This is a genomic window from Paenibacillus sp. MMO-58 (assembly GCF_037146255.1).
GTDB lineage: Bacteria > Bacillota > Bacilli > Paenibacillales > Paenibacillaceae > Pristimantibacillus.
Genome location: NZ_JBBCVY010000006.1, coordinates 77,252 through 101,384, shown reverse-complemented (window position 1 = coordinate 101,384; position 24,133 = coordinate 77,252). Strand labels below are relative to the sequence as shown.

General features: G+C 51.3%; 22 protein-coding genes. 18 read left to right on the top strand and 4 right to left on the bottom strand.

Going from position 1 to position 24,133, the window contains the following annotated elements:
• The first annotated feature begins 149 nt into the window (after positions 1 to 149).
• Positions 150 to 4,085, top strand: a complete 3,936-nt coding sequence (locus WFJ73_RS18855; RefSeq protein WP_336774528.1) for a hypothetical protein — start codon at positions 150 to 152, stop codon at positions 4,083 to 4,085.
• Positions 4,086 to 4,292: 207 nt separating this feature from the next.
• Here WFJ73_RS18855 and WFJ73_RS18850 read toward each other — a convergent pair whose 3' ends face one another.
• From WFJ73_RS18850 to WFJ73_RS18840, 3 genes are all read right to left on the bottom strand, one after another.
• Positions 4,293 to 4,973, bottom strand: coding sequence for an SDR family NAD(P)-dependent oxidoreductase (locus tag WFJ73_RS18850; protein WP_336774527.1), 681 nt, complete (start codon positions 4,971 to 4,973; stop codon positions 4,293 to 4,295).
• Between the two features lie 198 nt (positions 4,974 to 5,171).
• Entirely contained in the window at positions 5,172 to 5,540 is a 369-nt protein-coding gene (locus WFJ73_RS18845) for a cytochrome C oxidase subunit II (protein ID WP_336774526.1), read from the bottom strand.
• Between the two features lie 155 nt (positions 5,541 to 5,695).
• The gene (locus WFJ73_RS18840) at positions 5,696 to 6,064 is read right to left on the bottom strand and encodes a phage holin family protein (protein ID WP_336774525.1); all 369 of its coding nucleotides are present in this window, start codon (positions 6,062 to 6,064) and stop codon (positions 5,696 to 5,698) included.
• Between the two features lie 153 nt (positions 6,065 to 6,217).
• On the opposite strand from WFJ73_RS18840, the gene WFJ73_RS18835 reads away from it, so the two are divergent.
• The 6 genes from WFJ73_RS18835 (at position 6,218) to WFJ73_RS18810 (ending at position 13,117) form a co-directional block, all read left to right on the top strand.
• Positions 6,218 to 8,590: an endonuclease MutS2 gene (locus WFJ73_RS18835; RefSeq protein WP_336774524.1), complete on the top strand. Its 2,373-nt coding sequence runs from the start codon at positions 6,218 to 6,220 to the stop codon at positions 8,588 to 8,590.
• 51 nt (positions 8,591 to 8,641) lie between these two features.
• Positions 8,642 to 9,064: a DUF350 domain-containing protein gene (locus WFJ73_RS18830; protein ID WP_116393884.1), complete on the top strand. Its 423-nt coding sequence runs from the start codon at positions 8,642 to 8,644 to the stop codon at positions 9,062 to 9,064.
• 197 nt (positions 9,065 to 9,261) lie between these two features.
• Positions 9,262 to 9,771 carry a hypothetical protein gene (locus tag WFJ73_RS18825; RefSeq protein ID WP_336774523.1) on the top strand — a complete coding sequence of 170 codons (510 nt, stop codon included), beginning with the start codon at positions 9,262 to 9,264 and terminating at the stop codon, positions 9,769 to 9,771.
• 71 nt (positions 9,772 to 9,842) lie between these two features.
• On the top strand, positions 9,843 to 11,132 hold the full coding sequence (locus WFJ73_RS18820) for an MFS transporter (RefSeq protein WP_336774522.1): 1,290 nt from the start codon (positions 9,843 to 9,845) through the stop codon (positions 11,130 to 11,132).
• 212 nt (positions 11,133 to 11,344) lie between these two features.
• Positions 11,345 to 12,262 carry a cysteine synthase A gene (gene cysK, locus WFJ73_RS18815; RefSeq protein ID WP_336774521.1) on the top strand — a complete coding sequence of 306 codons (918 nt, stop codon included), beginning with the start codon at positions 11,345 to 11,347 and terminating at the stop codon, positions 12,260 to 12,262.
• 15 nt (positions 12,263 to 12,277) lie between these two features.
• On the top strand, positions 12,278 to 13,117 hold the full coding sequence (locus tag WFJ73_RS18810) for an SDR family oxidoreductase (RefSeq protein WP_336774520.1): 840 nt from the start codon (positions 12,278 to 12,280) through the stop codon (positions 13,115 to 13,117).
• A gap of 38 nt (positions 13,118 to 13,155) precedes the next feature.
• Here WFJ73_RS18810 and WFJ73_RS18805 read toward each other — a convergent pair whose 3' ends face one another.
• Positions 13,156 to 14,220: a CotH kinase family protein gene (locus WFJ73_RS18805; protein WP_336774519.1), complete on the bottom strand. Its 1,065-nt coding sequence runs from the start codon at positions 14,218 to 14,220 to the stop codon at positions 13,156 to 13,158.
• 317 nt (positions 14,221 to 14,537) lie between these two features.
• Between WFJ73_RS18805 and WFJ73_RS18800 the strand changes: the two genes are divergently transcribed.
• The 11 genes from WFJ73_RS18800 (at position 14,538) to WFJ73_RS18750 (ending at position 24,130) form a co-directional block, all read left to right on the top strand.
• Positions 14,538 to 15,314 (top strand): hypothetical protein, encoded by a 777-nt coding sequence (locus WFJ73_RS18800; protein WP_336774518.1) that lies wholly within the window; start codon positions 14,538 to 14,540, stop codon positions 15,312 to 15,314.
• A 79-nt stretch (positions 15,315 to 15,393) separates the two neighbouring features.
• The gene (locus WFJ73_RS18795; RefSeq protein WP_336774517.1) at positions 15,394 to 16,059 is read left to right on the top strand and encodes a DUF2642 domain-containing protein; all 666 of its coding nucleotides are present in this window, start codon (positions 15,394 to 15,396) and stop codon (positions 16,057 to 16,059) included.
• Between the two features lie 109 nt (positions 16,060 to 16,168).
• Complete coding sequence (locus WFJ73_RS18790; RefSeq protein ID WP_336774516.1) at positions 16,169 to 17,299, top strand: GerAB/ArcD/ProY family transporter; 1,131 nt, start codon at positions 16,169 to 16,171, stop codon at positions 17,297 to 17,299.
• Positions 17,289 to 18,785 (top strand): spore germination protein, encoded by a 1,497-nt coding sequence (locus WFJ73_RS18785; protein ID WP_336774515.1) that lies wholly within the window; start codon positions 17,289 to 17,291, stop codon positions 18,783 to 18,785. The genes WFJ73_RS18790 and WFJ73_RS18785 overlap by 11 nt, the downstream gene beginning before the upstream one ends.
• Positions 18,782 to 19,954, top strand: coding sequence for a Ger(x)C family spore germination protein (locus WFJ73_RS18780; protein ID WP_336774514.1), 1,173 nt, complete (start codon positions 18,782 to 18,784; stop codon positions 19,952 to 19,954). Before WFJ73_RS18785 ends, WFJ73_RS18780 begins: the two co-directional genes overlap by 4 nt.
• A 65-nt stretch (positions 19,955 to 20,019) precedes the next feature.
• Positions 20,020 to 20,241, top strand: a complete 222-nt coding sequence (locus WFJ73_RS18775; RefSeq protein ID WP_336774513.1) for a hypothetical protein — start codon at positions 20,020 to 20,022, stop codon at positions 20,239 to 20,241.
• 54 nt (positions 20,242 to 20,295) lie between these two features.
• Positions 20,296 to 20,682 (top strand): spore coat protein, encoded by a 387-nt coding sequence (locus WFJ73_RS18770; protein WP_336774512.1) that lies wholly within the window; start codon positions 20,296 to 20,298, stop codon positions 20,680 to 20,682.
• 94 nt (positions 20,683 to 20,776) lie between these two features.
• A complete protein-coding gene (locus WFJ73_RS18765) occupies positions 20,777 to 21,268 on the top strand; it encodes an Lrp/AsnC family transcriptional regulator (protein WP_015843024.1) in 492 nt (163 codons plus the stop codon).
• 12 nt (positions 21,269 to 21,280) lie between these two features.
• Positions 21,281 to 22,489, top strand: coding sequence for an aminotransferase class I/II-fold pyridoxal phosphate-dependent enzyme (locus WFJ73_RS18760; RefSeq protein WP_127495029.1), 1,209 nt, complete (start codon positions 21,281 to 21,283; stop codon positions 22,487 to 22,489).
• Between the two features lie 112 nt (positions 22,490 to 22,601).
• Positions 22,602 to 23,183 (top strand): cob(I)yrinic acid a,c-diamide adenosyltransferase, encoded by a 582-nt coding sequence (locus WFJ73_RS18755; RefSeq protein WP_336774511.1) that lies wholly within the window; start codon positions 22,602 to 22,604, stop codon positions 23,181 to 23,183.
• Complete coding sequence (locus tag WFJ73_RS18750) at positions 23,180 to 24,130, top strand: RluA family pseudouridine synthase (protein ID WP_336774510.1); 951 nt, start codon at positions 23,180 to 23,182, stop codon at positions 24,128 to 24,130. Before WFJ73_RS18755 ends, WFJ73_RS18750 begins: the two co-directional genes overlap by 4 nt.
• The last annotated feature ends 3 nt before the right edge of the window (positions 24,131 to 24,133 follow it).

Genomic DNA, 24,133 nt, shown 5'->3' with positions numbered 1-24,133 from the left:
TGAAAGGCGCTAAAAAGGGCTCAAAAGATGAGTTTTTTCACATATTTGAAACTTTCGCAATCGTTTTTTGTTACATAGATGAAGGCAAATGATTTGGATTTGCGCATGACTTAAAAAACGCGAGACGTTGAATAGGAGGATAACCCAGTATGGATGCTGACCAAACCGTAGTAACAGTTGATATATACGGACATCAATATAAGCTTAAAGGTCATAACAATGCTGATTATATAAAGCGGGTAGCCGGCACGATCGATGACGCCATGAAAAAGCTGGCGATTGGCAATCCTCGTCTCGATATGCCCAAGCTGGCCGTTCTGGCAGCTGTTCAGATGACTGAGGAGGTTTTCCGGCTTCGCCGCGAAAACGATACTTTGCACGACGCCGAGGCCAAGCGGCTTGTGCTGGTTGATTTGCTAGAGCAGGCAAGCCGGCTGGAGGTTTCGCTGCGCGAGGAGCTTGCGGCTGTTCAGCAGAAGTCCAAGGCGGAGCTGGAAGAGCTGCGGGGAGAATATGATACCGAGCTTGCCGCCGCGAAAGAGGCTGCTGCCGAAGAACTGGCTGCGAGGCTGGAAGAAGCAGCCGAGCTGCTGGCGTTAGCCCAGGTGGAGGCGACGGAGGAAATCGAGCGCGTTCAGGCGCTTGCCGCAGAGCAGCTGGAGCGGGAGCTTGAGCTTGCGCAGGCAAAAGCGAAAGCTGAACTGGAGCGCGAGCGTGAGAGAGCAGCGGAAGCGTTAGCCGCGCAGCAGGCGGCGGCAGCGCAAGAGCTCGAGCAGGAGCGAGCGAGAGCAGCGGAAGCCGCGGAGGAGCTGGCGTTAGCCGAAGCGCTGGCGGCGGAGGAGCTCGAACGCGAGCGCGAGAAGGCTGCGGAAGCGCTGGCGGAGCAGCAAGCGGCAGCAGCGCAGGAGCTGGAGCGCGAGCGTGCGAGAGCGGCGGATGCGTTAGCCGCGCAGCAGGCGGCGGCAGCGCAAGAGCTCGAGCAGGAGCGAGCGAGAGCAGCGGAAGCCGCGGAGGAGCTGGCGTTAGCCGAAGCGCTGGCAGCGGAGGAGCTCGAACGCGAGCGCGCGAAGGCTGCGGAAGCGCTGGCGGAGCAGCAAGCGGCAGCGGAACAGGAGCTGGAGCGCGAGCGTGCGAGAGCGGCGGAAGCGTTAGCCGCGCAGCAAGCGGCAGCGGAGCAAGAGCTCGAGCAGGAGCGAGCGAGAGCAGCGGAAGCCGCGGAGGAGCTGGCGTTAGCCGAAGCGCTGGCGGCGGAGGAGCTCGAACGCGAGCGCGCGAAGGCTGCGGAAGCGCTGGCGGAGCAGCTTGAACAGGAACGTGCGAGAGCAGCGGCAAGTTTGGCGGAGCAGCAGGCGAAGCTGAACGAAGAGCTGGAGCGTGAACGTTTAAGGGCCGTTGAAGCGGCCGAGGAATGGGCGCTGGCGCAAGCTTTGGCGGCTGAAGAGCTGGAACGCGAGCGTGCAAGAGCAGCGGAAGCGTTGGCTGCGCAGCAAGCGCAAGCGGCAAAGGTGATAGAACAAGAGCGAGCGAAAGCATTGGAAATGCTCGCTGAGCAAGTAGAGCGAGAGCGTGTGGCAGCTGCACAAGCACTAGCAGAGCAGAAGGCGAAGGCTGAGGAAGAGCTGGAGCGCGAGCGGATCAGGGCGGCAGAAGCGGCCCAGGAACTGGAGCAAGAGCGTGCGAAAGCAAGCAAAGCTGCGGAGGAGCTGATTTTGGCGCAATCCCTGGCCGAAGAAGAGCTCGAACGCGAGCGGGCAAGAGCAGCGGAAGCGTTGATGGCTGTGCAGGCACAAGCCGAACAGGAGCTGGCGCAAGAACGAGCGAGAATTGCGGAAGCCGCAGATGAGCTGGCGCTGGCGCAAGCTCTTGCAGAAGAGGAACTCGAACGCGAGCGAGCAAGAGCTGAGGAAGCGCTGGCCGCTTTGCAGGCGCAAGCTGCACAGGAGCTGGAGCAGGAGCGTGTGAAAGCCGCCGAAGTACTAGCCGAGCAAGTAGAACGCGAGCGTGCCCGGGCTTCGCAAGCACTAGCAGAGCAGCAAGCGGCGGCAGCGGAGGAGCTTGCCTTGGCTCAAGCCTACGCAGCAGAAGAATTGGAGCTAGAGCGCGCTAAAGCCGCGGTGCTTGCGGAACAGCTGGAACGTGAACGTGCGAAAGCGGCTGAAGCGGCAGACGAGCTGTTGCTGAACCAAACGCTTGCCGCGGAAGAGCTTGAGGCTGAACGTATAAGAGCGGCGGAAGCTTTGTCCGCGAAGCTGGAACAAGAACGCTCCATGGCGGCGCAAATCCTCTCTGAACAGCAAGCGGCAGCGGCACTGGAACTGGAAAGCGAGCGAGCGAAGGTAGCGGAAGCCGTAGACGAGCTTGCCTTGGCTCAAGTCATTGCTACTGAAGAGTTGGAGCAGGAACGCGCAAAAACGCTGGAGCTCATACAATCGAAGGAGCAGCAGTGGCAAGAGCAGCTTGCTCAGCTGGAACAATCGCTGAAGGCTGATTTCGAACGCCGCCGCAATGGCTGGATTGAAGAGCGTACCAAACTTCTTACGAAATTGTCCGAGCTGGAGCAGGCTTGGAATCAGGACAAACAGCTGCATGAGCTTCGTCTTGAAGCTGCGGATGAACACCTGATGCAGGCAATGGAGCAGGAAGAAGCGCTGCGTGCTTCGATCCGGACGATGGAGCAGCAATTGAATGAGCTTGAACAGCAATACGCTGAGGTAAAGGAGCAATTGGAGGAAGTTTCTCAGCAGTACTCACAATCGCTTGAGAAAGTCGGACAATTGGAGCAGCAAGCCTCGAAGCAGCTGGAATTGCAGACGGCCGTTGAAGTGCTCGCGGCGGAACAAACGGAGAAGCTGCAGCAATTGCAGGAGCAGTTTGATCTTCTCCAGGATGAAATGGAAAAGCAGCAGCGCCAATACGAAGCTGAGCGCTCTGTTATTGAGCAGCTTCATGCGGACCGATATAGCGAAGCAGAACGCCGTCTGGAAGAACAAGCGCGTCAATTGACAGAAGCATCTGCTATTTTTGAAGAAAAAGAGCTTGAGCTGGAGCTTCAATATGAAGAGGACAAGCACAAGCTGGAACGTAAATATCAAGAGCAGCAGGAGCAGCTTGAGCTGCGTTTTGCCGAGCAGCAATTTGAGTTGAAGGAACGTTATGAGCAGCAATTCGCTGAGCTGAAGCAGAAGCTGAACGCCGTCCAACTGACGAATCAGGAACTGGAAGACCGGCTGCAGGCACAAAATGCCTCCATGGCAGAGATGCAGGAGAAGCAAATAGCCGAGCTGGAGCAGCGTCATCAAGAGCAGCTTCGTTCCCTGGAACGGCAATTCACCGATCAGAATGAATTGCTTGAGCTTCAGTACATGGAGCAAATCGAGCTGCTGGAGCGTGAGCAGCAAGAGCTTAAGGCAGAGTGGGACGAACGGGAGCAGGAGAATAACCGTAAACTCGAGCAGCAGCGCCAGCTCTATGAGCATCGTTACGAGGAGCGTCTTTCGGAGGCGGAAGAGCGCTACTCCGAGCTTCTGGCGAAGCAGGAAGAGCAGCAGCATAACCTGCGCTCCCGCATTCAGGAGTTAGAATCGTCTCTGGAAGAGACGGTGCTGCGCAGTCTTGAAAAAGAAGAACAGCTCGCGGATTCAACAAAACGCGAAAGCGAGCTTTTGGAACAGCTGGAATATACCGCTGCTCGCGAACGGATCACGGTGCAGCAGATCGAAGTTGCTGCACAACAGATCAAGGAGCTTAACGAGAAACTACAGGCTGAGCAGCGGCTTGCAGAGCAAGCCAAGCGGGAAGCTGAGCGTCTGACGGAATCGGAACGTGCCTCCGAAGCAGCAGAGAAGTCTCTTCTCGAACAGCTCGAAGCGGCACGGAAAGAAGCGGCAGCGGCAGCGGATCTGCGGGTATTGCTTGATGAACAGGCACAATCGCTGGCGGCTGAGCATCAGGATGCTTCCGGCGAAACGGAAGCCCTCCGCGAGGAGCTCCGCGTACTTGGCGTGAAGCATGAGAAGCTGGAAATCGAGTACCGCAAGCTTCAAACGGAATACAATGAATGGATTGAGCTGATCGAGCACAGCTAAACCGCTACAGCCAAAGAGCCACCTGCTTAAGTGCAGGCGGCTCTTTGGCATACTTGGGTATACTGGCTCCGCAAATGCGTCAAACTGGCGCGAGGAGCCAAATCAGACGGATAAACCGTGTTAAACAAAACAGGGGTGACAGAGCCACCCAATACAGAAAAGAAGCCGCTCCAATGACATAGTATTCGAGCGGCTTCTTTTCTGTATTTACCCGTAGCTGACAATAGTTCCGGTAGGACCGCCTACCGGAAGGCTGGCCAAGCGGATGAGGTCCGGGGTGACGACCGCCGGGTCTTTGCCGGTGGCGTGCATTTCGGTACGCAGCGTACCGGGATTGTATAGGTTAACAAGGATGCCGTGCTCATGTTCCTCGTCGGCGAGCGTGCGGGTCAGCGATTCCAGGCCGGCTTTCGCTGCGCTATAGGCGGCATAACCGCCTGCTCCGTTCCAGGACAAGCCGGAGGTTATATTAATAATGCGGCCGTATTTGCTTTTGCGCATGGTTGGCAGGACGGCCTTTGTAAGTAGAAACGGTCCTGTCAAATTGGTGGCCACTTGTGCATGCCAATTCTCAGAGGTTAATTCCAGCACGGAACCGGGTTCGAATACGGCGGCATTATTTAATAACACATGGATGGAACCCCATTTGCCAATGACCTGCTGGACTGCGGATTGAATTTGACTTTCCTGCGTTATGTCGGTAGGGATGATCAGCGCTTCGCGGCCCGTAACCTGTTTGATCAACTCGGCTGTCTCCTGCAGCTTGCTCTCACGGCGGCCTAACAAAGCAACCTCGGCTCCTTCTTTCGCGAACGACAGGGAGGTTGCTCTACCTAGTCCCGAACCTGCACCGCTTACGATGGCAATCCGTCCGTTTAATAAGCTCATGGCTCATACCCTCCTTAAAAGAATAGTTTATGAATCATCTTATCAGACCGGAAGGCGGTTGGGGAAGAGTTCGTACCATCAGTCTTTCTTACCTTTTTGTAAAGGAATCATTATAATTCATATGTAGGCTGGCAAGCAGGCATGTCGCGGAAAATAAAAAAGACCTCTTCAATAAAGAGGTCTCTGCCGTAATAAGGCTTAAGCAGCTTCAACAATAAGCTTGGCCGACATTTTCGAATGTCCGCCGCCGCAAGGAATGTTGCATTTGATTTCGTATTCGCCGGCATCAAGCGTGATGGTTTTTGCTTTATTCTGAGTCAGCTTGACGTTTGTCTTCTCGATCTCGACGCCATGAACGCCATCGATGAGCTCGAGCTTAATGGTCTGACCTTTTTTGATATGGTATTCCGGCTGATCGAATTCCCAGCTGCTTGCTTTAATTACAACGTCTGCAACAGTAGAGCTTGCCGTGTCTGATCCGGAGTTATTATTCTTGCTGTTGGAGCCGCAGGCAGCTACGACAAACACAAGGCAAAGCACGGATGCAAATATGAGCCACTTCTTCATCTTCATACCCCTTTCATAGCCAAAAGCATAAAAATTTCAATACTTTTCCTATTGTAGCTTATCCACATCCAATTTGCAGTGACAGTCCCGTGACAAATGAAAAAGCCCCTGCCCATCGTTTCCGACTGGACAAGGGCTTCAAAGCTTATTTACTGCTAGTCGCGGTCACGGTAATCGCTTCGGCCTGCTTCGTACGGGGTGCTGACCGGAATGAACAAGTCGATAATCCCGATAACAAGAGCGGCTAAGATTGCGCCAAGCCAAGTGACGGATACGCCGCCAACGATAAACTGTGCAATCCAGATGACAGCCGCGCTGGCGATAAAGCCAACGATACCGCGCCCAAACGGAGTAACTTTTTTACCGAAAATACCTTCAATGATCCAGCCCAGCGCCGCGATAACAAGCGCCAGCAGGAGAGCACTCCAGAACCCGCCGACACTAAATTGCGGAACGATCCAGCCGACTACCATCAGAACGATGGCTGCAACGATAAAACGGACAACATGACCAAGAAAACTCATATCATTAGCCTCCTTATGTTAGGTTAGCCTAAGTATGGTGCGTTTCCTCACTTATTATGACCATTAATCAGGGAAACATGTATGAATCAAGCGGTGATGTCGTGCATCCTAAACCCCGATCAGCTATAATATAAGGGCGAGAGGAGTGTTCACTTGGACAGCAAAATTTTATCCACTTTGGAATTCCATAAAATTACGAATAAATTAGTGCATCATGCCGCTACATCGCTTGGGAAAAGCGTGTCGGGACAGCTTGCTCCGGTCTCCGATCTGGAAGACGTCAAGCATATGCTGCAGACGACCGATGAAGCCTACAAAGCAGACAGGCTGAAGGGCAATGCCCCGTTTGGAGGCGTTGTGGACATCAGCGCTTCCCTTCATCGCGCGCGGATTGGCGGAACCCTTAATCCCGCTGAGCTGTTGGATATCGCGGCAACGGCCAGAGGCGCACGCCGGGTGAAGAAGCATATCGACAATCTGCATGAGGATGATCCGATTCCGCTTCTGTTCCAGCTGACCGAGCAATTATCGGAGCATAAGCCGCTGGAGGATGCCATCTTTGATTGCATCGATGACCAGGCGGAAGTCATGGACAGTGCGAGCCCTGAACTCGCATCGATCCGCCGCGAGCTGCGGAGCGGAGAGTCCCGGATCCGAGAGAAGCTGGAACAGATGATCCGTTCGTCTTCGGTGCAGAAGATGCTGCAGGATTCCATCATTACGCTTCGGAACGACCGTTACGTCATTCCGGTTAAGCAGGAATACCGTTCGCATTTTGGCGGGATTGTCCATGACCAGTCGGGTTCCGGCGCTACCCTGTTCATTGAGCCGGAAGCCATCGTTTCGATGAATAACAAGCTGCGGGAAACCAAAGCCGCGGAGCTTCGCGAAATTGAGAAAATCCTGCAGAAGCTGACTGCCCGTGCGGCAGAGCATGTGGAGGACTTGCTCTATAACCAGGATCTGCTCGGCAAGCTGGACTTCGCCTATGCCAAAGCGCGGCTTGCCCATGAGATGAAGGCGACTTTGCCGCGCATGAACGACAGGGGCTTCCTCAAAATCAAACGCGGACGCCATCCGTTGATCGCTCCGGATAAAGTTGTGCCGCTTGATGTGGAGCTTGGCAATCAATTTACGGCCATTATTGTTACCGGTCCGAATACGGGCGGTAAAACGGTATCCCTGAAGACTGTGGGACTTCTCAGCCTGATGGCAATGTCCGGATTGTTTGTACCGGCGGAAGAAGGCAGCCAGCTTTGCGTGTTTGACTCTATCTATGCCGATATCGGCGATGAGCAGAGCATTGAGCAAAGCCTCAGTACCTTCTCCAGCCATATGACGAATATTATCCGGATTCTGGGGTCCATGACGTCCAAGAGCCTTGTACTGCTCGACGAGCTTGGTGCGGGAACCGACCCGGCAGAAGGCTCGGCGCTTGCGATTGCCATTCTGGAGCATATCCATAAGCTCGACAGCCGCATTATCGCGACTACGCATTATAGCGAGCTGAAGGCTTACGCTTATAACCGCAAAGGCGTTATTAACGCGAGTATGGAGTTCGACGTTGCGACGCTTAGCCCGACTTACCGCCTTCTTGTTGGCGTTCCGGGACGAAGCAATGCGTTTGCCATTGCGGAACGGCTGGGTCTCAGCCAGGCGATTATTGATCATGCCCGCGGCGAGGTGAGCGAAGAGGATCAACGCGTCGAGAACATGATTGCCTCTCTGGAGGAAGATCGTCTAAGCGCGGAATCGGAGCGTAATACGGCAGAGTCGATGCGTCGCGAGATGGAAGCGCAGCGTAAACGCCATGAAGCGGAGCTGGAGCGCTTCGAGGAGCAACGCGACAAAATGCTGCTGAAGGCGCAGGAGGAAGCGCATGAGGCCGTTGCCAAGGCCAGACGCGAAGCGGATCAGATTATTGCGGATCTTCGCAAGCTTGCGCTTGAGGAAGGTGCTTCCGTCAAGGAACATAAGCTGATTGAAGCGAAGCGCAGACTGGAGGAAGCGGCACCGGAGCTAGCCACGAAGAAGAAGCGTCCGGCAGGCGGCGGAGCGAAGAAGCCGGCGAAGATTGGAGCCGGCGATGAGGTTATGGTCTATAGCCTTAATCAAAAGGGTATTGTTGTAGAGATAGGCGCATCGGATGCTACCGTTCAGCTTGGCATTATGAAGATGAAGGTCGCGCTTGATGATCTGGAGCTGATCAAGCCGGTGGCGCAGCTTAACAAGCAGCAGCAGCCAAAGCAGACGGCAAGCTTGAAACGTTCAAAGGAGGATAGCCTCCGGATGGAGCTGGATCTCCGCGGAGCGAATCTGGAGGAAGCAATTATTGAAGTGGATCGTTTCCTCGACGAGTCGTATTTGGGCGGTCTTGGTCAAGTGTATATCATTCATGGCATGGGCACCGGCGTATTGCGCGCGGGAATCCAACAATATTTGCGCAAGCATAGTCTCGTGAAGACGTATCGTCTCGGAAAATACGGCGAAGGCGGCGCAGGCGTAACCGTGGCGGAGCTGAAATAGCTTCGCCGTTAAGCTTGCGGCACGGCAAGCAAGCCTTTGGGAGTGATAAGGATGGGTAATGAAGTCGATCGTTTGCTCAGCAATTCGTATGCGGCATCTCTCGTTTATGTATCGCTGGTTGTGCTGTCGCTTATCGTCTTTCTGTCCGTGTTTGAGCTTGTGACCCGTTATAATTGCTGGAAGGAAATCAAGAACGGCAATGTGGCGGTAGCTATGGCGACAAGCGGAAAAATATTCGGAATATGCAATATTTTCAGGTTTTCCATTGAAGCGAAAGTGTCCGTGTACGAAAGCCTGATTTGGGGGATATTCGGCTTCATCATTTTGCTTGCCGCTTATTTCTTGTTTGAGTTTCTTACGCCGGTGTTCAAGATTGATGACGAAATCGCTAAGGATAACCGGGCGGTAGGGTTTATTGCCATGATTATTTCCATTTCTTTGTCCTATGTTATCGGAGCAACGGTTATATTGTAAGCGGCATATGCTTACGCAATAAGAATTGCTCTGCAATTCTTTAGGCTTATGCTTTCGAAGTAAGAATTGCTTCGCAATTCTTTTTAGGAGGGCAGTCATGAAGTATTTGTGGGGAATATTACTCGCGATTGCAATTATATTTTTTGGACTAGGCGTTATCTATATTATGAACAATTAAGCTTGTGGAGGGTTTTGGAATGGAAGAGCAAACAATTTGCCCATGGTGCGATACCGAAATTGTATGGGATGAGGAAATCGGGCCGGAGAAGCATTGTCCGCACTGCGAGAATGAACTAAGCGGCTACCGTACGATGCAGATCGGGATCGACCGCGATGAAGACGAGCAGGACGACAACTGGGATGAGGATCAGGAAGAGCAAAAGCAGGATGATTCCTATAACGATGAATCCAACGAGGGCTTCCGTCAAATGAATGTTTCCTGGCTTGCGGCGGAAGAGACCATCCGTCAAATCACGGACAGCCAGGAAGAAGCGCCGGAGTGTCCTTCTTGCCGTGAATATATGCTGGAAGCGGGAAAACAAACCGTATCGCTTCAGCCAACGGTACATGCCGTAACCGGTAAACCCGTTATTCAATCACCGTTCGAGACCGTAACTTATATCTGTCCGTCCTGCTTCCAGATTTCGACGGTTCTTAGCGAAAAAGCCCGGAACCAGATGCTGGAGCTGCTTGCGCCAAAAGAGTAATTAATGGAAAACGGCATGGGGCCTGCTCAATTGGGAAACCTAACGGAACATCACTGTTAGGAGGAATCGGATTGAAGCAGAGTCATTATGGCGTAAAGACCGGCGGGCGTATGCCTGGCAGATCAGTCGGCCGCGTTGTCCCGGGTTCTCGCCACGGCGGAGCGCTGGATACGCAGGCCATCTTGCTGCTGACGGTACAAGGTCTGTTTGGCGTAGCAAGCGCACTGTCCGGAACGTTCATCCCGGTCTATCTCTGGAAAGCAAGCCAGTCCCTTATGCTGATTGGCTGGTACACGCTTGGACAATACATAACAAGCGGCATCATCTTTTGGCTGGCAGGCAAATGGGTGAAGGAACATCATAAAATGTACAGCCTCCGTCTTGGCATCGTGCTGTCGGGGGCGTTTTATTTTACGGTACTCATGCTGGGCCAGCAGGCCAAAACCTACAGCATTCCTCTTGGCATGCTGAGCGGTATGGCACTAGGATTTTATTGGATGGCTTATAATGTGGTTTATTTCGAAATTACCGAGCCGGATAACCGCGACCGGTTTAATGGAATAGCGGGCATATTAGGCGCGTTGTCGGGGATTATTGCCCCATGGGTTTCGGGCTTCCTGATTACGACGCTGCATGGCGAGCGAGGTTACAAGCTTATCTTCACGATTTCCCTCGTTATTTTTGGTCTGGCTGTTGTCGGCAGCTTCTGGCTGAAGAACCGCGGCGTTATAGGTGAAAAGTACAAATGGTTCCTTGGCATTGAAGAACTGAAAGAGAAGGGAAATCCATGGCGGAGGATGTTTGGCGCCATCGTCGCTCAAGGCGTTCGAGAGGGCGTCTTTATGTTCCTGATCGGACTCGTCATCTACATCGCAACTAAAAACGAAGGGAAATTGGGGAATTTCTCGCTGATAACTTCCCTTGTTGCCCTAATCAGCTTCTGGTTTGTCGGCAAGCGCCTCAAACCAAGCAACCGCAGAATCGCGATGCTGGCAGGTACGATCATGATTGGTCTGATCATTCTTCCGTTGTTCTATAAAGTCACTTACAGTACATTGCTTATCTTCGGCATAGGTACTTCCTTGTTTATACCGTTGTACATTATCCCGATGACATCCCGGGTGTTCGACCTGATCGGCCACTCCGAGGAAAGTGCCGTTAACCGCGAGGAGCTAATCGTTCTCCGCGAGGCCGGCCTCATTATTGGCCGTGTCATCGGCCTAGCCGCTTATCTGGTTGTCGTATCCCAGACGCAGACACCGGCGGCAATCGTTACTCTTATGTTTTGTGTTGGTATCGTTCCAATAGCCGGATGGTTTTTTATCCGGCCATTCCTTTCGGCCAACAATAAATTTCGTTAAGTGCTTTTTAAAGGTTTCAGTCGTCCGAGAGCGCGGAGCGAGTCTATCATGAATGAGAAGCGTTAGCGCTCGCCTTTGTCTAGGAATTTCAACCGCTAAGCGGTTTAATTCAAAGAAATTCAGGGACAACAGCGATCGAATCATGATAGACTCGCGCAGCTTGGGCTGGATGGAACGACTGAAGTCTTTAACTAACACGAAAAGGAGAATTTATGCCACGAATAGTGTCCACCATCATCGACCTCATCGGCGAAACGCCCGTCATCAAGCTTAACCGGCTTATTCAACCGGGAAGCGCGGATGTGTGCGTAAAGCTGGAGCGGTTCAACCCGAGCGGCAGCGTGAAGGACCGCGCCGCATCGGCTCTTATCGAAGGGGCTGAGCAGCAAGGTTTAATCTCCCCGGGCAGTACCATTATCGAGCCGACCAGCGGCAACACCGGTATTGGCTTAGCGATGAATGCGGCTGCCAAAGGCTACAAGCTTATCCTGATCATGCCGGACAATATGTCGGCGGAACGAATCAAGCTGCTGCAGGCATACGGGGCAGACGTTGTTCTGACGCCAGCCGCGGAAAGAATGCCCGGAGCCATCCGCAAGGCGCTTGAGCTGCAAGCGGATATTCCTGGCAGCTTTATCCCGAACCAGTTCGAGAACCATGCCAACCCGGACATCCACCGGACAACAACGGCTTTAGAAATCCTGCAGCAAATGGGTGGCAAGCTGGATGCCTTCGTTGCCACTGCCGGAACGGGCGGGACCATTACCGGCACCGGCGAGACGCTTAAGGCTTCATTGCCTCATATACATATTGCTGTTGTCGAACCTGCCGGTTCGCCTGTTCTGTCGGGAGGTCAGCCCGGTCCTCATAAGCTGGTTGGCACAAGTCCCGGTTTTGTCCCCGCGATCCTGAACACGGAAGTTTATGACGAGATTATTCAGGTAGCGGATGAAGATGCCATTCAGACGATGAGAGATCTTGCGCGTCTTGAAGGGTTGCTGCTGGGACCGTCCTCCGGCGCTTCCGTTTGGGCTGCTATGCAGGTTGCCAAGAAGCTTGGAGCGGGCAAGCGTGTTTTATGTATCGCACCGGATACCGGCGAGCGGTATTTAAGCATGAATCTATTTTAAGGGAGGGTTAGATGGTTGAATAAGACAATCGCAATTACGGGCGCTTCAACAGGAATCGGGCTGGCAACGGCAATGCTATTCGCCCAAAACGGCTGGTCGGTATTTGCCGGAACAAGGAATTTGGAGCGCGAGCGGCAACTGCATAACGTCGAAGGCCTGGAATGGCTGGAGATGGAGGTTACCGATCCGGTGTCATTGCAAAAAGCGTTTGAGCAGATCAAAGACCGGACGGGCGGCAAGCTGGATGTGTTATTCTGCAATGCCGGCTTCGGATTTCTCCGGACGCTGGGACAGGCATCCATGGACGAAATTCGCAACGTGTTCGAGACGAATGTATTTGGCGTTATTCATACCATTAAGGAAGCCTTGCCCATGCTGCGCGAAGCAGGCAAGTCGCATATTATGGCAACCTCCAGCGTGGGGGGATTAGTTGGCCAGCCGTTCAACGAAATCTACTGCTCCAGCAAGTTTGCGTTGGAGGGCCTGCTGGAAAGCCTCGCAACCTATTACAAACCTCTCTTTAATATCGATATTACCCTTGTTGAACCGGGAGCGATCGCGACCAACTTTAACGATACGGTCTTTAAACAGCTGGGCAGCACGGGAGGTATCCTGAACGATGAGTACAAGGCGTTAATCGACAGGTATGTGGAGCAGTTTTCCAAACGCAATGCGGTTCCGCAAACGGCCGAATCGGTCGCCGAGGTTGTGTTTAGCCTTGTTAGCCTCGAGGAAAAGCCGCTTCGCATCCGGACTTCGGAGGCGGCGGATAAATTTACGGTCTACAAGACGGAAAAGGATCCAACCGGCCTGGACGGGATGCTGAATGTCCGCAAGCTTCATCTGGGCTTATAATCGCCTCGAGTTCTGTCCGAAAAGAAAGCCCTTAAAGCTTATTTCCAAGCTTTAAGGGCTTCTTTTATAAGTCCGCGGCGTTCTCTTACATAATCGAGAATGAAAGAAGGCTCGTCGAGAAACGTGTCGTAGCTGCTTTTGCGGGTAAAATCATCACGGATTGCCGGCGTGATCTCTTTGTATAAGCGGGTAATCATAGGATCGATCCGCTCAACGGTAAAGGCTGTTTTCAATAGTTTCTGCAGGATTGCGCGGTATCTTTGACGGCAGGAAGAGAATTTAAACAGCTTGCCGGTCAGACTATTATACCCCTGCAGCCTTACAAGATCGCTGCCGCATGGCTTTCCGTAGCAGTTTCTCCCCCAGGTTCCCTCGTAATCCCAAGGAATAATTCGATATTTGCTTGTTTTCTTATGCTCATACAGGGCATAGTTCTGATCAAAGCCGTCGTAGTTGCCCGTTAGAACCGCTCCGGCCAGCCACAATAAATATTGATTGATATCCAGCCGTTTGGCCGTATAGACGCTCAACTGTTTGCTAGAGAGGGAGTTAATATTGCGAATGAAACGGACCAGACGGTATTTTGTGTTTGTTTGTCCCTTCACGATTTCATATCCGTCAAACAGCGAGTCCTTTTTCGCATTTGTATTCTGATCGACAAGACTGAAATCCGCGCTGTCATTAACGGCATAGATCAAGGAGGTATAACCGATACCTCTTTTTCTAAAGAACCGCCCATCCACCGCTTCAATCTCCAAATAAACCCCTTGCTCATAACCGTTAATCTCGACGGAGATATGCTGGGTTTCCGGGGACGGCACTCCAATGAGGTTGAAAAATTGAAAGGATAAGGCGTTGCGGATCATGGAGGGATCGTCGAATTCCGCGTTCCAGTGCAGCGTCTTGCCCCCGTCTAGCCTGATCTCGAACGATTTTTTCGTGTAATTGCGCGTATGGCCGCCCCGAATGCCGCAAGTCCCCGAATAGCTTTTTCCATCTATTTCAATATGGATGGGTTTAAACGATTTACTCCAAGGATTGTTCTTCAGATCCCACAGATCATCCTCGTCAATTTCAATTTTACGTATAGGCAGCTGTGCCACGGGCTTCACCCCTTAAGACCGAAGTCAAAGCCTATCGTGGCCGATAGGCTCCTGTGCTTATTTACGGTATTCGGGAAAGGGAGGGAATGACACCCGCAAGTGATGAAATAGTTTATTTCTCCTTTTTGTCCGCATAAATGGTTACTAATCTAGTACCTCTCCTATACGGGTTACATATAAATATATTACAAACCGTCACCAATGGTAGATGACTAGATAGCGAAACACCAGGAAGTTCAGCCTATTAGTGGTAGAAGGTCAATTGGATGGCACGGTTGTAAATCTATTAAGAGAGAGTTATCGGAGGGATTTATTACATGTACGGAGGCAATTGGCAGCAAGGTAGCAACAACAGCAGCGGACACCAATGGCACAAGAATCAAAAAAGCCACAGAAGCAATGGCGGCACAGGCACAGGCACAGGCACAGGCACAGGCACAGGCACAGGCAACACTGAACTTAGAAACTTGGTAGGCGAATTTGTCAGAATCAACCGTGGCGGTCCAGAGTCTCTGGAAGGCAAACTGCTCGCAGTAAAAAGCGATTACCTGGTACTTTCGACAAGAGAAGGCGTTGTATACGTTGACCTGAGCCATGTTAAAAGCGTAACTGGTTTTGCTACAGGCAGAAGCGGCGGAACTAGCAACGACTATATCAACGCTAATAACTTCAGAGGCGTTATTAATGCTTTAACGAAAGAATTCGTGCAAATCAACTGGGGCGGACCGGAAAAGGTAGAAGGCTTCCTCGCTGAAGTACAAGGCAACACAGCACTCGTTGTAGCAGCAAATAATCAAGTTGTTTATATCCTGGTTGACCACATCAAAACAATCAAAAAATTTGGCGGCAAATCCGGCGACAACAAATCCGGCGGCAACAACAACAAAACCGGCGGCAACAAAGGTGGAAACCAAGGCGGCAACAAAGGCGGCAACAAATCCGGCGGCAATAAAAACAACAACAAATCCGGAGCTCAAGGTGCTCAATCCGGCGGTAACAAAACGGGTAACCGTGCAGGTGCTCAAGCTCAAGGACAAACGACAGGCAACAAATCGAGAAAATCCGGTGGCAGCAACCGCTCGAAAAAAGGCTAATCGATAGATAGAAGCCGGGCATTTACTTTAGTGTCCGGCTTCCTTAATAGATGAAGCTTTTGAAAAGGAGGTCGAGCAGTTGAAGAACCAGCATCCTTTCCTCGATTCACAGGTTGAGCTTGTTATTTCCGGCAGAGCGGGCATACGCGGCAAGCTGATTGATTTTGGCCCCGATATTCTTGTCCTCTATAACGGCACCCAGTTTTTTTACGTACCGCTTATCCATTTGCAGCAAATGAGAATTGTACAGGATGAAGATCAAAGCTACAGCAGTACGCCGGAGCTTCCTTTCGAACCGTACAATGACTCCATATCTTTCCGCAAAATTTTATTGAATTCCAAAGGTATGTTTTCGGAAATTTATATTACCGGCAATCAATCCATACATGGCTATGTTACAGCAGTAATGAACGATTTCTTTGTTTTTTACTCGCCGGTCTACCATTCCGTCATGATCTCCATGCGGCATCTTAAATATCTGGTACCCTATAACGCCAACGTTACCCCATACTCGTTGTCATCCGAACAATTTCCGCTCAAGCCAACGCCTTTAACCCTTGCACGGACCTTTGATCAGCAGCTGCGCAAACATATCGGACAATTCGTCGTTCTTGATCTCGGGGAAAATCCTAGAAAAACAGGTGTCCTCAAAAATGTCGATTTGAACCTGCTTGAACTTGCGGATGCGAGTGGATCATCGGTGTTTATCCATTTTGATCACGTCAAAACGATTCACCTGCCCTAAACGGTAAAAGCCCTTTTGATCGCGTCCAGCAAATCAAAGGGCTTTTCGACGTGATAAGGAAATGCATCACTTTTCTTCCTAAGGGGAATGCTGGAAGCGAAGGTGGTGAATGTCTGTGCAGCTTAATGCCAAGCCTATCGGTTTATGGCCGATTGTTATGATGACTCTGCTCAGCGTTGGTCTTGTCAATCACGTCATTGTTGTTCCCCTGCTGCTTGCCGAAGCGAAAAGAGATGCTTGGCTGAGTATTCCGGTTGCGCTTATTATAGCGCTTCCCATTGCAGCGTTTCCTTTGCAGCGCGTGATGTTCAAGATGAACAGAGTACGCTTTGACGAATGGCTCAGGCAGCGTGTCCCGGCTTTTTTTGTATGGTTGATTCTCGCAATTATTAATTTGGCTTTGCTGTTTGTCGCTTTTGGATCATTGGTGGACGTTGTCGCCTGGACATCCAATACCTATCTGCCGTTGACACCGCAATACGTGGTTCTGTTTATCTTCTGCTTTATCTGTATGTTTGCGGCTATGAACGGGCTGCGCACGATTGCTTATGTATCCTGCATTCTGCTTCCTATCGTTGTTGTGCTGGGAGACTTTGTCATGTCGGCCAACATGCCGGCCAAGGATTACCGGTTCTTGCTTCCGATGTTTGAAACGGGGTTGTACCCGGTACTCAAAGGGGCCGTTTATTCCCTTAGCGCCTTTATGGAACTGTCCTTCCTGCTTCTTATCCAACATGAAATGAAGAGAAGCTTTAAGAAGTGGCATCTCCTGCTGCTGACCGTTATGCTCATGCTCTTGACCCTGGGGCCTACGGTAGGAGCTATTACTCTGTTTGGACCTGAAGAAGCAAGCATGATGCGTTATCCGGCTTATTCGCAATGGCGTATTGTGAAGATCGGCAAATATTTCGAGCATGTTGATTTTTTTGCCGTGTTTCAATGGCTTTCCGGCGCTCTTATTCGGATATCGCTGCCGCTCTATTTAATTCAGCTTTACGGACCGTTCAGGAAAATAAAGCGGAAATGGATCGGCATGCTGATCACCGTTTTAGTCTTGGCTGCCGCAAGTTTTACCGTTCTGATGCATATGAAATGGTACATGATCCTAATGCAAGGCTACTTTCAGGTAGCCTGGATTCTGTTTGGCGCCGTTCTCCTGCTGTTATGGATTCTCTCGTACCGCAAACCAAAGAAATCAGCCCGGCCGGAAGCACAAGGAGGTTACCGCAATGAGTCATGATCCGGAAGTACAACATCGCAAACGGGACCGCCTCGATCAGATTTTTGATGAGCTGGACGGCTCCGGCGATATCGTTATCCAGACCCTTGAGGTCGGCAAAGAGGGGCCTAAGCGGCCATTCCGTATTCTGATGTGCAGCGGCATGGTGGACATGCAGACCGTGTTTATCGCTTTGTTGCCGCAGCTGGACAAGCTGGCCGAGACGCTAAATAAAGCTTTTGGCCAATCCGAAATAACAGGAGACGTGCACGAGCCTGTCGTGATGGAAGAAAATCTGCACAAACTAGGCTACTCGTTTGGCGCACGTCTTTCTTTGGATGATGAACGGGAAGTGGCTTTCTTTTATTCCAACCTTTATTCGGGCAGCGTAATCGCCGTCGACGAATCTACGCGGTCCGTCTACTCTTTTGATATTGCTAGCATTCCGGGACGGCAGCCTGAAGAATCTACGATGGAGCTGTCGATCAAAGGGCCGCGAGACGGGTTTGTAGAAGGAATTGCAACAAATATCGCGCTTGTTCGCAGAAGACTTCGGACGCCGGAACTAAAAGTGGAAAACATGAGAATCGGGACGGAATCACAAACGGAAGTTTCAATGATGTACATGAGCAGCAAAGCAGAGGCATCCTTGGTCAATGAAGCGAGAAAAAGGCTGGAAGCTATTCAAATCGAGACTTTGTACAGCTCGTCCGAGCTGGAAGAGCTTGTGTCTGACCGGCCCAACAGCTTGTTCCCGCTGGTCGATTATATTGGCCGTCCAGACTATGTCGTTCAAGCGGTAATGCAGGGCAGGGTATGCCTGTTTGTTGATGGCAATCCGTCAGTCATTATACTTCCCGGCAATTTGTCGCTCCTGATCAAATCGCCGGAGGATGCTCATCTCCCCTACTATTTTGTCTCCCTCGAGCGTTTGCTCCGGATTAGCGGGTTTATTCTTTCGATCTGTTTGCCAGGCTTCTGGGTAGCACTATCAGCGTACAACACCGATCAGATCCCGTTCACGCTGCTGGCTACGGTGACCAACTCCCGAATTGGTCTTCCCATTTCCGCCACGATGGAAATGTTCTTAATGATGACGATGTTCGAACTGTTTCGGGAGGCTGGTGTCCGGCTGCCGCGTCCGGTCGGCCAGACCGTATCCGTTGTAGGCGGATTAATTATTGGCGATGCTGCCATTCGGGCAGGTCTGACCTCTCCGACAATGCTGGTAGCAGCTGCGATTACGGCCGTGGCTACTTTTACGCTGGTTAACCAAACTTTAAGCGGAACGGTAAGTATTTTAAGGTACTTCGTGTTAATCCTCTCTTCAATGTTTGGTATATTCGGGTTCTTTGTCAGCGTGTTTTTAATCTTGATCTATATGTGTTCCCTTGAAACGTTTAATCAAAACTATATGCAGCCGATTGCCCCTATCAAATGGAAGGGACTCGTATCGGGATTGCTGCAGAAGTCCTGGAAGTCGAGAGCAAAAGGTGAGAAGTCATGACTATTCCTGCGACCCTGCGGGGCTATGTAAAATCGGTTAAAGCCGCCATTGCCATCTGCATCATGCTGGTAACAGGGGGCTGCTGGGATGAAGTCAATCTGCAGGATATCAGTTATATTTCGGCTATTGGCGTCGATTATGTAGACAATAAATTCATTGTATATGCGCAGATGATTTCGTTTGGCGTAATAGCAAAACAAGAAGGCGCTCCGCCGCCGGGAAGTCCGATCTGGGTCGGGAAGCATGAAGGGAATACGAATCTGTCCGCGATATTTAGCTTAATGGATTCTTCCCAATACAAGCTTTCCTTGAATCATTTGAAGTCAGTCGTTATTCACGAGCGTGCCTTCCCGGAAATGAAGCAGATTATCGACAGCCTTAACCGGCTTAGTTCCACCCGATTCAATTCCTTCGTATTTGGAACCAAAACAGACATTAACGAGTTGTTTACGATGGACATGCTGTTTAACAAAACGCCGCTGACAACGCCGCTTTACGCACCTCAAATCGAATATAATCAGAACAGTTATGTCGAGCCGATGACCCTGCAGACATTCGTGCGCGATGCTCTTGAACCGGCTATGTCCGTCAAGCTTCCTTCGCTTTCGATTCTGCCGAATGACTGGGAGAATAATAAAAAGAAGCTAAACTTTTTAACCATTGATGGCGTGTTTTTATTCAATGAAAAGAAACCGTCCGGTTATGTGTCCAGGGCGAAGTCCGAAGGGCTAATCTGGGTTGGCGAAGCATTCAAACGGTCACTCATTCCAATCCAGGTTGAAGACAAAAGAGCCTCCGTTATTGTTGATTCGGCAAACTCGAAGGTAAAGGTTAGCAAGGATAATAACAATCCTCAATTTGTATTACAGGTTAATCTGACCGGGCATTTAATTGAAGCATCGAGCGATATTACAGACGAAGAGCTTATTAAGCAAGTAGAAAAGACTGTAAAAAAACAGCTCGAGGACACTTACGCGAGAGGATTAGCCCTCAATGCCGATATATATGATCTCGAGCATCAGCTGTACCGTCATCACAATAAGAAGTGGAAGCGCCTTGAGAAAGAGAATTGGAAGCCCGGTCGAAAAGATTTGACGATCGAAGTGAAATGCAAGATTACGAAGGAATCGGAGCTCCGCACGAAATCCGAGCTCGAGCTGCATACATAATCCATGGGAGTTACGCCCATAATACGTATGCTATCCCAAACTTGGCATGAAGGAGACGAAAACATATGCTTCAAGCTCTAACCGCGAAGGAACTGGAATATATCGCGGACTCGTTGTCCAATGAAGATCTGCTGATCAAGCAAAATGCACTGCTTGCGTCCCTAGCGACTAACCCGACGTTAAGACAAGCCGGCACGGCGGAATTGCAAACGCATCAGCAGCATTATCAGACGCTGATGCAAGTACTGCAGCAGCATCAGCATTTGGCGCCAACGCAACCACAATAACTACTTACGAAGCATAAGGGGCTTCGCAATTTATTTTAGGAGGGTCCATCAACCATGTACCAACAACAGCATCATTTGCCGGATGAAGATTTGGCTTATACCGTACTTGCCGATCTGAAACGGGTTGTACGCGAGTATGCGACGGCTGCGACGGAATCGACTTGCCCGGAAGTGCGTCAAATGTTCACCCATTTGCTGAACAGCACGCTGAAGCTGCAAGGGAACCTATTCCAGGCCATGCAGTCTCAAAATATGTACAGCACGGCTTCTTCCGCGCTTCGTCAGGAAATCGACAAGCAAACGAAGGAATATCAGCAAACCCAGCAAAAAACGACTCAATATTTGCAGCAGCGCTTGGGCAACTCCCAGCCGTCGTTCCTTCAGTACGGCCAGTTCCAGCAACAGCAGCAGAACCAGTCGCATCAGCCTTTCTACATGTAAAGACCCTTCGGGGTCTTTCGTTTTTTTTCTTTGCAGGAACCTTTAATTCGTTGTAAAATATTTTAATAACCGCAGTTTTGGAAGGAGTTTGACGATGAACGAACTACAGCTGAAAGTGCTGGAGCTGCTCAAGGAAGACGCGCGACGCGACGCCGACCTGATCGCCGCCATGCTGAATGAGCCGGTGGAGAGCGTAAAGCAGGCAATCGCCTACATGGAAGAAGAACATATCATCGTTAAATATGCCACAGTTGTGAACTGGAGCAAGGTTGATGACGAGAAGGTTACGGCATTGATCGAGGTTCAAATTACACCTGAGCGCGGACGCGGCTTTGAAGGCATCGCCGAGCGCATATACTTATATCCGGAAGTGAAATCGGTCTATCTGATGTCCGGGGCATACGACTTGCTTGTCGAGATTGAAGGTAAGAATCTGAAAGAGGTTGCCTCTTTTGTTTCCAATAAATTATCGCCGATCGACAAAGTGCTGTCGACAAAAACGAACTTTATTCTGAAAAAATACAAACAGGACGGAATTATCTTCGAGGAGCATGAGGGTGACCATCGATTGATGATTTCGCCGTAAAGGGTGATGGCTATGATTAAAGACGAGGTAACATCGAATCATCGCCAATCAATGGCTGATTACTTGTCGCCGCTTGCTCGGAGCATTAAACCGTCAGGCATCCGGCGCTTTTTTGATTTGGTCAGTACCCGTAAGGACGTAATTACGCTTGGCGTAGGCGAACCGGATTTCGTAACGCCATGGCATGTGCGCGACGCTGCTGTGTACGCGCTCGAGAAAGGCAAGACGCAATATACATCCAATGCCGGCATGCCGGAGCTGCGCGAAGCGATTGGTCAATATTTGAACGATTCCTTTGCCGTTTCCTATAATCCGGCTAACGAGGTTCTGGTAACGGTCGGCGGCAGCGAGGCGATTGACCTTGCCCTGCGGGCATTGATCAGCCCGGGCGACGAGATTCTGATTCCGGAGCCATGCTATATTTCCTACTCGCCAATTACGACGTTAAGCGGCGGGAAAGCCGTTGGCATCGAGACCTTCGCGAAGGATAATTTCAAGCTGAAGGCGGAATCGCTGCGTGCGGCGATTACACCAAAGTCCAAGGTTCTTATTTTATGTTATCCAAGCAATCCAACCGGCGGCATTATGACCTATGAGGACTGGCTGCCAATCGCTAAGGTTGTTGAAGAGAACGACCTGATCGTTATTTCCGACGAAATCTACGCAGAGCTTACTTACGGCTCCAAGCATGTGAGCTTTGCTGCAATCCCGGGCATGAAGGACCGGACGCTTCTTGTGAGCGGCTTCTCCAAAGCCTTTGCCATGACCGGCTGGCGGATGGGTTACGCATGCGGCCATCAGGATCTGATTGGCGCCATGCTGAAGATTCATCAATATACCGTTATGTGCGCGCCGATTATGGCACAATATGCAGCGCTTGAAGCGTTGACTCCTCATGGCCTGGAAGAAAAGGACCGGATGATGGAGTCCTACAACCAGCGCAGACGTCTTGTTGTGAAGGGCTTCCGGCAAATCGGACTGGAGTGTCACGAGCCGGAGGGAGCGTTTTACGCTTTCCCTTCCATTACGTCAACAGGTCTAACCTCCGAGCAATTCGCACAGCGGCTGCTGGAGGAAGGGAATGTCGCTGCTGTTCCCGGCGATGTATTTGGCCTAGGAGGCGAAGGACATCTGCGCTGCTCCTACGCAACATCGGTTGCCCAGCTTACGGAAGCACTTGACCGGATTGGACAATTTGTTCATAAGCTGAAGCAAGGCTAATAGGAGTAGAGGAAAACAGGCAGGGCTCGCCCTTGCCTGTTTTTTTGCGAAATGAACAAGCAGATATATGGTATAGTGAAGGGAACTAAACCCTTAGAAAGGGCTGATTGGTATGAAAATTTATACTCGTACGGGAGACAAGGGTCAAACCTCGCTTATTGGCGGTCGGGTTCGCAAAGACGATATCCGCGTTGAAGCTTACGGCACAATCGATGAGCTGAACTCTTTTGTCGGGCAGGCGGCTGCGGAGGCTGCGAAGCACGAGGAACTGAAGGATATGGCCGCACTCCTCGTAGATCTTATGCAGGAGCTGTTTGACTGCGGCTCGGACCTGGCCTATGCAAGCCCGGGTGCTCCGCTTAAAGTGACGGAAGAAGCGGCGATTAGGCTTGAGGCCATGATCGATCAATATTCCGAAGAGGCGCCTGAGATTACAAGATTTATTTTACCGGGTGGGAGCTCCGTATCGGCTTTGCTTCATGTATGCCGGACCGTATGCCGACGGGCGGAACGCCGCGTCGTTACACTTGCAGCCGAGCATCCTGACAACCCGGCTAATCCGGAAGTGCAGAAATATTTAAACCGGTTGTCGGACTTTTTCTTCGCAGCGGCAAGGGCGGCGAATGCGAAGCTTGGCGTGCCTGACACCGAATATGTACGGAGTGCGGAAGTGTTCCGCAAGAAATCGAAATGACAGTCAAAGATATAGCGGGTTATTACAAAGCGCTGGCCGTTGAGGTCGGCGCTGATATGGCAGGAAAAGACGTCAGAACCGTGCTGGAGCGGAAGCTGGGCGTATCCCGCTCGCTTCTGTCCCGGCTCAAGCTGACCGAATATGGCATTACCATTAACGGAGTAAGGGCATACACCACGGCGAAAGTGACCGAAGGAGATTTGGTCGCCATTCGAATGGAGGAAGAGATCTCGGAGGATATTTTGCCGCAGGATCTGCCTTTATCGATTGTGTTCGAGGATGATTATCTGCTAGTCGTGAACAAACCCGCGGGCATCATCGTCCATCCGACCAAAGGACATTACACCAACACGCTCGCAAACGGGATAGTCCATCATTGGCAGGTTAAGGGTGAACGTGTCCGGTTCCGCCCGGTCCACCGGCTGGACGAGGATACATCGGGACTTGTCGTGATTGCCAAAAATCCGTACATTCACCAGCAGCTGTCCGAACAGTTGCAGGCCGGAACAATAATGAAAATCTATTGCGCCTACGTTTACGGTACGCCATCCCCGGCAAACGGAACGGTAGATGCGCCAATTGACCGAGACCCGGAGGATCCGCATGTTCGAATTGTAACGCCGGAAGGCTATCCTTCCGTTACGCATTATAAGACGACGGATGTATATGGCGAGGGACAGGCAGCAAAAGTGAGATTAAAGCTGGAGACGGGGCGTACCCATCAGATTCGGGTCCATATGAAGCATATCGGCTGCCCGCTGATTGGCGACAGCATGTATGGACTGCTGTCGGGCAAGGCAGACGAGTGGGAGACAGCCGCCGGACGCCAAGCGCTTCATGCGGAGACGCTTGGATTGACGCATCCGATGACCAAGGAATGGATCGAGTGGACGGCGGTGCTGCCGCCTGATCTTGCGCAGCTCGAACTGGCGTTAAGAGAGTGCTGATAG